The 490-nt window shown below is 37.6% G+C and carries 1 protein-coding gene; it reads right to left on the bottom strand.

All coding sequences use genetic code 11. From position 1 onward, the window contains the following. Positions 1–490 (bottom strand): AAA family ATPase (locus tag L8D11_RS05450; RefSeq protein WP_236870652.1); only part of this gene is annotated, 490 nt, incomplete at both ends.

Raw genomic sequence — 490 nt, 5'->3', positions numbered from 1 at the left:
ACTCCAAGCTCCTTATCATTTTTTAAAAAGTATATCCTGTCCTTTATTGCAAAGTCTCTCTTGCCATTATGCGTATCAAATTTTGCTTCTATTCCTAGTTCTGCTCTTCTTACCTCCCTAGCTTTCTCGTTTAACGCCTTTACATCACCTCTTGTAAAACTCAACATTATCGCAGATTTATTTTCTGATACCGCTTTATGCCAATCATTTACCATTACCTCTCTTGCTTTTGCTACATCTTTAAATGCATGCACCATTTTCCTTTCTCCATATTCCCCAATTGCATCTCCTATTTCTCCAAGTGCCAATGATTTTGTTGCATCAATCTGCCAGCTCTCTTTCTGCCTTCTTATGTCATTTAATTCAACATGTCCTACTCTTTCTATTACTCCCCTAAATGCTCCTCCTGCTTCTATTGCTTGTAATTGCTGTGGATCTCCTATAAGCACCACCTTTGCATCTGCAAATATTACTTCATCTATGATCTTTG

The organism is Candidatus Bandiella numerosa, assembly GCF_021811875.1.
GTDB lineage: Bacteria > Pseudomonadota > Alphaproteobacteria > Rickettsiales > Midichloriaceae > Aquirickettsia > Aquirickettsia numerosa_A.
The sequence above is the reverse complement of the archived record's forward strand: the minus strand, read 5'-3'. Positions and strand labels throughout refer to the sequence as shown.